This window comes from Bradyrhizobium sp. MI1.3 (assembly GCF_055811695.1).
Map to the genome: position 1 here is coordinate 1 of NZ_JBVVPQ010000106.1, position 8,823 is coordinate 8,823.

The window sequence follows — 8,823 nt, forward strand, 5'->3', positions numbered from 1 at the left end:
GCACAAAAAAATACCCCATATCGAGCCTCACTCCCGCTCGGCCAATTAAGCAAAGCCCTCGCTTGCGGGAGAGGTCGGCGCGAAGCGCCGGGTGAGGGTTCTCTCCTCTAGGGGATTTTTTCCGCGAGCTTCGGACTGTCCCTCTGCGGAGGCACCCTCTCCCCGGCCCTCTCCCGCAAGCGGGAGAGGGGGCGCAGCGACACCGGAGGTGCAGCTCGCCCATGCAGCCAAAAGAAAAAGCCGGCCCATTGGGCCGGCTCTCGTCGTATCAATCCTGCCGCTGCGTCTATTTCACCAGCATGTACTTGCCATTCTTCACCGTGAGCAAAATCCGCGAACGGTCGTCGAGGCCGTAGCGGTCCTTTTCGGTGAAATTGTAGACGCCCTGACTTGCGGCCAGCTCCTTCTCCGACAGCAAGGCCTGGCGAATCGCTTCGCGGAATTCCGGCGTGCCGGGTTTCGCCGTCTTGAGTGCCGCCGGGATTATGCGCTTGAGAATCTCGAACGCATCGTAAGAGTGACCGGCGAACTGGCTGCGGCTGTTCGGGCCGTACTTGGCTTCATAGGCCGAGTTGAGCGCGAGGCCCGGCTTCTTGGTGGCGGCCTCGTCAGGTTGATCTTCCGGGTCCATCACTGGGCCGGAAGCCATCAGAACGCCTTCCGCCGCTTTGCCGGCGATGCGGATGAAGTCCATGCTGGCGGCACCATGGGTCTGGTAGATCAGGCCCTGATAGCCACGCTCGCGCAGCTCGGTCTGCGGCAGCGCGGCTGCGGTGCCGGAAGCGCCGACCAGAATGGCGTCGGGATTCGCAGCCACGAGCTTCAGCACCTGTCCGGTCACCGACGTATCCGGGCGAGCGAAGCGCTCCTCGTCGGCGATGGTTATGCCCATCGGCACGGCCTGCGCCTTCAAATCGTTGAACCAGAGGTCGCCATAGGAGTCGGAATAGCCGATATAGCCGATGGTCTTCACGCCCTTGGCCTTCATGTGATCGTACAACACCTTGCCCACGATCGGGATCGGCTGCGGCATCGCCACCGACCACTTCATGCGCTCCGGCGTGATCGGGAACGGCGCCAGGCCGAAATGCGGAATGCCGGCTTCGTTGGCGACGTTCGACACCGCGATGGTCGGCGGCGTCAGCGCCGAGCCCATGATGATATCGGCCTTGGATTCGGTCACGAAGCGGCGGGCGTTGGTGGTCGCGGTGGTGGGATCGCCGCCGTCGTCGAGCACGATCACCTTCAGCGGCACGCCGCCGATCTCCTTCGGCACGAACTCCAGCGCATTGCGCTCGGGAATCCCCAGCGCCGCGCCCGGGCCGGTCGTGGTGGTGGTGATGCCGATGGTGACCTCGGCGGTCTGGGCCAGCGCGGGCACGGCCGGCAGCGCAAGCGCGGCCGCGGTGACGGCGGCGGTCAGGTAAAAGCGTTTCATCTATTCCTCCCTTTATGTGCTTCTTTGAAAGCAGAAATCGGGGGGTAATTCAGCCCCCTCTTTTGGTGATGTGGCGATTTAACTCCGGGCCTCGCTCCCCGTGAATTTGGCTACCATTTCCGCAGGAAACGGTGCCGATTTCAGTTTGTCGGGGTTAACGGGGTCGCGGCCGACCAGGACACGGGTCTCAAAGCCCTCGATCGCCAGCGCCTCGCCCTTGTAGACACTGTGCTTTACCTCGAAGCTCGAGCGCTTGATGCTCTCGACCTTCGTTTCGATGGTGATCCAGTCGCCATAAGTCGAGGGGATATAGAACTTGGCGCGCGTGTCGACCATGGGAATACCCACCAGGCCGTATTTGCGGACCAGGTCCTGCTTGGAGAACCCGGCGACTTCGAACAGGGTCGATGTCGAATCGTCGAACATCGCGAAATAGCGCGGGTAATAGACGATGTTGGCGGGGTCGCAGTCACCCCACTGGATCTGGACGTCGCGCCGGTTCACGAACATATGTCGCGCCCTATTTCGGTGCCATGCGCAGCGATCCGTCGAGGCGCACGACTTCGCCGTTCAGATACGAATTCTCGACCATGTGCAGCGCCAATGCCGCGAACTCGTCGGCGTGGCCGAGCCGGCGCGGGAACGGGATTGCGGCGGCGAGTGAGTCCTGGGCTTCCTGCGGCAGGTTGGCGAGCAGCGGCGTGAGGAACAGGCCGGGCGCGATCGTCAGCACGCGGACGCCGAACTGCGCCAGCTCGCGCGCGATCGGCAGCGTCATGCCGACGATGCCGCCCTTCGATGCCGAATAGGCCGATTGCCCGATCTGGCCGTCATAAGCGGCAACCGACGCCGTGTTGATGATGACGCCGCGCTCGCCGGTTGCCTGCGGCTCGAGCTTGGACATCTCGTTCGCGGCAAGGCGAAGCATGTTGAAGGTGCCGATCAGGTTGACCTTGATCACCTTGTCGAAATCCGCGAGCGCCATCGGGCCGTCGCGGCCGACGACGCGCTTGGCAACGCCGATGCCGGCGCAATTGACCAGCACGCGCGCGGGTCCATGGGCCTTGGTCGCCTGGGCGATCGCAGCTTCCGCGGAGGCCGCATCGGAAACATCGCAGGTCACCGCGACGCCCTTGATCTCGGCGGCCACGGTTTCCGCAAGCTTGGCATTGAGGTCGCACACCGCCACCCGGGCGCCCTGCGCCGCCAGCTTACGCGCGGTCGCCGCGCCCAGTCCCGATGCGCCGCCGGTGACGATGACTGCCTGATCCTTCAACAACATGGCGTTCTCCCTGTAGCGATGTTTTCTTAGCCGACCGATATCACACGGTCCGATGGATTGGCAGCGTAGAGCTCCTCGATCAGCAGGCTGCGATGCTCGAGCACCGCGCGCTGGTTGATGGACCCCTTGTCGGTGACTTCGCCCTTGTCGATCGAGAGCGGCGTGTCCATGAGGATCGCGCGCGTGATCCGCGTCGAGGATCCCGTGGCCGCGCCGAGAAAGCGGGTCAGCCGTTCGCGAAATGCCTCGCGCACCAGCCGGTCGCGGGTCGCGACGACGAGATCGTCGGTCGGCAGCGTCGGGTTGATCAGCCGGCAGCCGTCGAGATCGAGCACGACCAGCGCGGAGACCTCGTCACGGTTGATGCCGGCGATGACGACGTCGCGCACCAGCGGTGCGCAGGCCGCAACGAAGCGTGCGCGCAACGGGCCGACGCTGACCCAGGTGCCGCTGCCGAGCTTGAAATCCTCACCGATGCGGCCGTCGAAATCGAAGCCGGCGTTGAGATCATCGGGATCGACGGGCTTGAGCGCATCGCCCAGCTTGTAGAAGCCTTCTTCGTCGAACGAATTTGCGGTGATGTCGGGCTGGCGCCAGTAGCCGGGCATCACGTTCGGTCCCTTGCAACGAACTTCCATCTTGCCGTTGTTCGGCACCAGCTTGGCGTCGTTGCCGGATACGGGAAGCCCGACATGACCGGAGCGGCTGGTGCGCGGGTTGACCGACATGAAGAACGGCGCGGTCTCGGTTGCACCGAGGCCGGTCAGCATCGGCACGCGGTAGCCTTTTTCCTTGACCGCGAGCTCGTCGAGGCTGTTCCAGACGAACGGCGACAGCGCCGCGCCCGAGAAGAACATCGCGTGCAGCCGGTCGAAGAATTTCGCGCGCAGGCCCTGGTCGTCGCGCAGATAAGGAAGCAGCGACTCGTATCCCTTGGGGACGTTGAAATAGACTGTCGGCGAAATCTCCTGGAGATTGCGCACGGTTTCGTCGATGCCTCCAGGCACCGGCTTGCCGGCATCGAGATACATCGAGCCGCCATTGTAGAGCGTCAGCCCGATATTGTGGTTGCCGCCAAAAGTGTGATTCCAGGGCAGCCAGTCGATGATGACGGGCGGCTCGTCCTTGAGGAAGGCGAGCGTCTCGCGCAGCATCACCTGGTTGGCGCAGATCATGCGCTGGGTGTTGATGACCGCCTTGGGGTTGCCGGTCGAGCCCGAGGTCAGCAGGAATTTCGCGATGGTGTCGGGACCGATCTTGCCGTGGACTTCGTCCAGATCGCCGCGGATCGGGGTTGCCATGAGGTCGGCGAGCGAGGTGACGTCGCGGCCCGGCACGTGGCCGTAGGACGCGGCGATTTCGGTGCCGAGCGAGACGTTGGCCGCGAGCGCGTCGGCGAACTTGTCGGCGTCCTCGGCGAAGACGAGGCCGGGCGTCAGGAGCTTCATCAGGTAGGAGAGCTTGCCGTAATCCTTCGAAACCAACGAATAGGCCGGCGACACCGGGCAGAACGGAATGCCGGCATAGAACGCGCCAAACGCGAGCAATGCATGGTCGATCGAATTGCCGGAGAGGATGACGACCGGCCGCTCCGCCGACAGCCCGCGCGCAATGAGTCCTGAGGCGATGTGCCGGCTCGCGGCGAGCAGCTCGGCGTAACTGATCTTGCGCCAGCCGCGACCGCCTTCGCGCTCGGCCATGAAGATGCGATCCGGCGTCGTATTCGCCCAGTGATGCAGGCGGTCGGTGATGCGGGCCGGATAGTCTCCGAGCGGCTGTTTGGGCCGCAGGTAAATCGTGCCGTCGTCGCGCCGCTCGATATTCACGACGGGATCGCCGAATGAAATGGGCCGCAGCGGGGAAGTGCTCGCGCCGCGCTCCATGCTGGAAGAGGACGGCTGCGCGCTCATGATTTCGGCTTCACCTTTGCGGTCTTGTGCTCGAGGAATTCGCGGATCCTGCGCTTGGCTTCCTTGTCGCTCTGCGCCACCGTCGCCATCAGCGATTCCATCAACAGGCCGGTCTGCGGATTGGCCTCCGCGATCATCGGCAGCGCCTGGAGCACGGCGAAGTTGGTCAGCGGCGCGTTGGAGGCGACCTTGGTCGCAAGCTCCATCGCCTTGCCGAGGCCGTTGCCGGCTTCCGTGACATATTGCGCAAAGCCGTAGGAGGTGCCTTCGGTCGCGGAATAGACGCGGCCGGTCAGCATCATGTCCATCATCCTGGCGACGCCGATCAGGCGCGGCAGGCGCACCGAACCGCCGCCACCGACGAAGATGCCGCGCTGTCCCTCCGGCAGCGCGAAATAGGTCGACGGTTCGGCGACACGGATATGCGCCGCGCAGGCGAGCTCCAGCCCGCCGCCGATCACGGCGCCCCTGAGCGCCGCGATCACGGGCACGCGGCTGTACTGGATGCGGTCGAACACCCGGTGCCACATCTGGGAATGGAGAAGGCCGCCGGTGGCATCATGGTCGGTCAGTTCGGAGAGGTCGAGACCGCTGGAAAAATGGTCGCCGATGCCGTGGATGACGACCGCGCCGATATCCTCGGGAAGGGACGTAAAACACTCGCCGATTTCCAGGATGATGCCGTCGTTGAGCGCATTGCGCTTGGCCGGCCGATTGAGGCCGACGGTCAAAACCCGGTCCGCCCGCTCGATCTTCAAAAGCCCGGAGGCGCCCGCGTCGGCGGTCTCGGCGTTTCCCTGTGTCATTTGCGTCCTTGTCAGAATAGTTATGTTGTATAACGAATTCAGGGGGAGTCAATACGGCTGGCAGCGGGGAAGCCGATGCATCGTCCGGAAATGGGACGACAGTCCGGGTACAGAGCCCGTACCCGAATGCCCGATGCGCAAGATTGGGATGAATATCACCGACGCCGATGCTATCCGGCCGCTACGCCGCCTTGGTTCCGCTTTGGGGTTGCGCCACAAGATTGATACCCATGGCGTGGAGAACCTTTATCACAGTGCCGAATTCGGGTTTGGCCTCGCCGCCAAGCGAGCGATACAAGTTCTCACGGGATAGACCGGCTTTTTCGGCAATGGCGCCCATGCCCTGAGAGCGCGCTACGGCGCCGATTGCCATCGTTATTGCGGACGGATCGTCGGATTCAAAGGCTTCGGTGAGATAGGCCGCAACCATCTCCGGACTGTCGAGGTACTCCGCAGTATCAAAGGATTTCACTTTTGCCATTGCTCAGACCTCCAATTCGCTCGCGATCTTCTTTGCCAACGCTATGTCCCCTGGCTGAGAGCCTTTATCGCCACTGCAAAGAAGAATGATGATCTCCTCGCCTCGGGCAACGTAGTAGATCCGGTATCCAGCGCCCTCGTGAACTCTCATTTCGCTGATGCCGCCTCCGACCGGAGCAACGTCTCCGGGATTGCCGAGCGCCAGCCGATCGATCCGGGCCAGGATTTTTGCCTTCGCTCTCCGGTCTCGCAGGTTTCTAAGCCAGTCAGAGAATTCGTCGGTTCTCTTGATCGTCGGCATCTGTAGCGTATACGCTACATAAGTGGCAATGTCAATGGACCAGCCGGCCCTTGGTGCGGCGCCACGCGTTCACATCACCTGATGCACGTCGATCACGACGCGGTCCGCATGCCGCGCGGCTGAACCGACAAAAATGTGCTGCATCAGCCAGCGGTACTTCTCATGCCCGGTCTCGAACTTCGGCACGGTGCGGAAATAGATCAGTTTAGGATCCACCGGCTCGCCGCGCTTGAGCTTTTGTAACAGCTCGACCGGGCCGAAGCGCATGCCCTTGTTCTCGACATAGACGATGGCGCCGTCGTTGGTTTGGAAAGCGTACTTCGCTTCGAGATCAATCAGCTCGTTGGGGCGGATGGTCTGGAAGTCGGCGCCGAACGGCAGCACCTTGCCGGTGATCGCGCCCGAGACCTCGCCGCCGATGATCGGGATGATGCGGCGAACGCCGATGCCGGTCTCGCCGGCGGTGACGACGTCGCCGATACGTGCAGTGACGGTGAAGACGTATCTGGTTTCGAGCGCCGGCGTGGTCATCGCTTCACCTCCTCAATGCGCCATCATCCGCGTCGGCAGCCATGTCGCCAGCAGCGGGAAGGCGATCAGGATCACGAGGCGCACGAGGTCTGTCGCCACGAACGGAATCACCCCCTTGAAGATGGTGGAGAAGGAAACGTCCTTCACCACGCTCTTGATGACGAAGACGTTCATGCCCACCGGCGGGTGAATCAGGCCGAGCTCGACCGTCATGACGATGATGACGCCGAACCAGATCGGGTCGAAGCCGAGATGCATGATCACGGGGAAAATGATCGGCACGGTGAGGATGATCATCGCCATGGCGTCCATCAGGCAGCCGAGCACGAGATACATCACCATGATCAGCGCCAGCACGCCGTAGGGGCCGAGGCCAAGGCCGGTGAGGAATTCCGTCACCTTCTGCGGGGTCTGCGTCACCGTGAGGAAATAGCCGAAGATCAAGGCGCCGATCAGCACGGTGAACACGGCGGCCGCCGTGCGCGTCGCCTGCAGCAGCGAGGCCAGAATTTTCTCGCGGTCGAGGCGGCCGGTCGCCACGCCAATGATGAAGGCGCCGGCAGCGCCGACGCCGCCGGCTTCGGTCGGCGTGAAGCGCGGCAAATAGGGCAGACCGTAAAGGCCGCCGATCACGAACACGAACAGCAGCACCGGCGCCCAGATGTCCTTCAGGCCGGCGAAGCGCTCGCGCCATGGCAGCACCTTGCCCTTGGGCAGAAAGTCCGGCCGGAAATAGCCGATCAGGAAGATCGTGATCATGTACATGGTCATCGCCAGAATGCCCGGGATGATGCCGGCGATGAACAGCTTGCCGATGTCCTGCTCGGTGATGATGCCGTAGACGGCGAGCACGGTGGAGGGCGGCAGCATCGCGCCCAGTGTGCCGCCGGCCGCGATCACGCCGGTGGCAAACGACTGCGGGTAGCCGAAACGGCGCATCTCGGGGTAAGCGACCGCCGAGAAGGTCGCTGCGGTCGCGACCGAGGAGCCGCAGATCGCGGCAAAGCCGCCGCAGGCACCGACGGTGGCGATGCCGAGCCCGCCGCGCAAATGGCCGACAAAGCCGTTGGCGGCGCGGAATAGCTCGCGGCTCATGCCGGAATTGCTGACGAAGGAGCCCATCAGCAGAAACATCGGAATGACGCCGAAGGTGTAGTCGGTCACCGTGCGCATGGAGGTCTGGCCGACCAGCTTCAGCGCCGGCGTGGCGCCGACGAGATAGGAGAAGCCGGAGACGCCGACGAGGCCCATGGCCATGCCGACGGGCACGCGCAGCAGCATCAGGGCGAACAGGGAAACGAAGCCGATAACGGCGACGGCATCGGTGCTCATGATTACTCCGTCGCCTTCAGCTTGGGGTCGTGCATCTCTTCGGGATGGAAGATCAACCGATAGGTGCGGATCGCGATCAGCAGCACGGCGGAGACGTCGCCGATCCAGGCGATCGCGAAGAACGGCCAGGTCGGCATGTGCATGTCGAAGGTCTGGACGTTGTCGTTGTAGGTGCCGCGGACCTTGTCGAACAGCGTCCAGGTCTGCACCGTCACGACGAACAGCAGCACCAGTGTCGCGAACACGTCGATCCAGCGCTGGTAGCGCGGCCCGACATTGCCCCAGACCAGATCGACCGTGATGTGGGTGCCGCGATAGGAGGTCGCGGCGATGCCCCAGAAGATGAGGATGCCGAGCAGCATGCGGCCGATGTCGAAACTATCGGGGATCGCATAGTTCAGCGTGTTGCGCAGCAGCACCGACAGGAAGATGTCGAGTGCGACAATGCCGACGAAGGCGGCTGCGATCCACTCGATCGAATCGATAACGCGATCCATCCAGCTGCGCTTCATGGGAGCTTCCTGCTCGAGATGAGTGCGAGTTGCATCAACAGCGATGCTGCACTCCCTCTCCCGCTTGCGGGGGAGGGCTGGGGTGGGGGTGTCGCCGCAATGAACGGACCCCGAGTGGAGGGGGGGGGCCCCCCCCCCCGCCCCCCCCACCCCCCCCCCCCCGCCCCCCGGGGGGGGGCGGGGGCGGGGGCGGCCGGTCCTGGGCCGCAGAACGAGCCGGCAGCGAGTCTA

Annotated in this window: 10 protein-coding genes; all 10 read right to left on the reverse strand. The window is 63.6% G+C overall.

Annotation, left to right across the window (positions count from 1 at the left end; translation table 11 throughout):
- Positions 1 to 286: 286 nt before the first annotated feature.
- On the reverse strand, positions 287 to 1,438 hold the full coding sequence (locus AC0L3A_RS37365) for an ABC transporter substrate-binding protein (RefSeq protein WP_473256280.1): 1,152 nt from the start codon (positions 1,436 to 1,438) through the stop codon (positions 287 to 289).
- A 78-nt stretch (positions 1,439 to 1,516) separates the two neighbouring features.
- Positions 1,517 to 1,948, reverse strand: a complete 432-nt coding sequence (locus AC0L3A_RS37370; protein WP_085351696.1) for an acyl-CoA thioesterase — start codon at positions 1,946 to 1,948, stop codon at positions 1,517 to 1,519.
- Positions 1,949 to 1,958: 10 nt separating this feature from the next.
- Complete coding sequence (locus AC0L3A_RS37375) at positions 1,959 to 2,720, reverse strand: SDR family NAD(P)-dependent oxidoreductase (RefSeq protein WP_219682940.1); 762 nt, start codon at positions 2,718 to 2,720, stop codon at positions 1,959 to 1,961.
- 26 nt (positions 2,721 to 2,746) lie between these two features.
- On the reverse strand, positions 2,747 to 4,630 hold the full coding sequence (locus AC0L3A_RS37380) for a feruloyl-CoA synthase (RefSeq protein WP_473256281.1): 1,884 nt from the start codon (positions 4,628 to 4,630) through the stop codon (positions 2,747 to 2,749).
- A complete protein-coding gene (locus AC0L3A_RS37385) occupies positions 4,627 to 5,436 on the reverse strand; it encodes a crotonase/enoyl-CoA hydratase family protein (protein ID WP_007599659.1) in 810 nt (269 codons plus the stop codon). Before AC0L3A_RS37385 ends, AC0L3A_RS37380 begins: the two co-directional genes overlap by 4 nt.
- A 181-nt stretch (positions 5,437 to 5,617) precedes the next feature.
- Positions 5,618 to 5,917 (reverse strand): addiction module antidote protein, encoded by a 300-nt coding sequence (locus AC0L3A_RS37390; protein WP_007599661.1) that lies wholly within the window; start codon positions 5,915 to 5,917, stop codon positions 5,618 to 5,620.
- Positions 5,918 to 5,920: 3 nt separating this feature from the next.
- The gene (locus tag AC0L3A_RS37395; protein ID WP_007599663.1) at positions 5,921 to 6,217 is read right to left on the reverse strand and encodes a type II toxin-antitoxin system RelE/ParE family toxin; all 297 of its coding nucleotides are present in this window, start codon (positions 6,215 to 6,217) and stop codon (positions 5,921 to 5,923) included.
- Positions 6,218 to 6,286: 69 nt separating this feature from the next.
- The gene (locus AC0L3A_RS37400; protein WP_007599665.1) at positions 6,287 to 6,748 is read right to left on the reverse strand and encodes a DUF3237 domain-containing protein; all 462 of its coding nucleotides are present in this window, start codon (positions 6,746 to 6,748) and stop codon (positions 6,287 to 6,289) included.
- A gap of 12 nt (positions 6,749 to 6,760) precedes the next feature.
- Positions 6,761 to 8,080, reverse strand: coding sequence for a TRAP transporter large permease (locus AC0L3A_RS37405; protein ID WP_007599671.1), 1,320 nt, complete (start codon positions 8,078 to 8,080; stop codon positions 6,761 to 6,763).
- Positions 8,081 to 8,082: 2 nt separating this feature from the next.
- Positions 8,083 to 8,592, reverse strand: coding sequence for a TRAP transporter small permease (locus AC0L3A_RS37410; RefSeq protein ID WP_007599673.1), 510 nt, complete (start codon positions 8,590 to 8,592; stop codon positions 8,083 to 8,085).
- Positions 8,593 to 8,823: the final 231 nt, after the last annotated feature.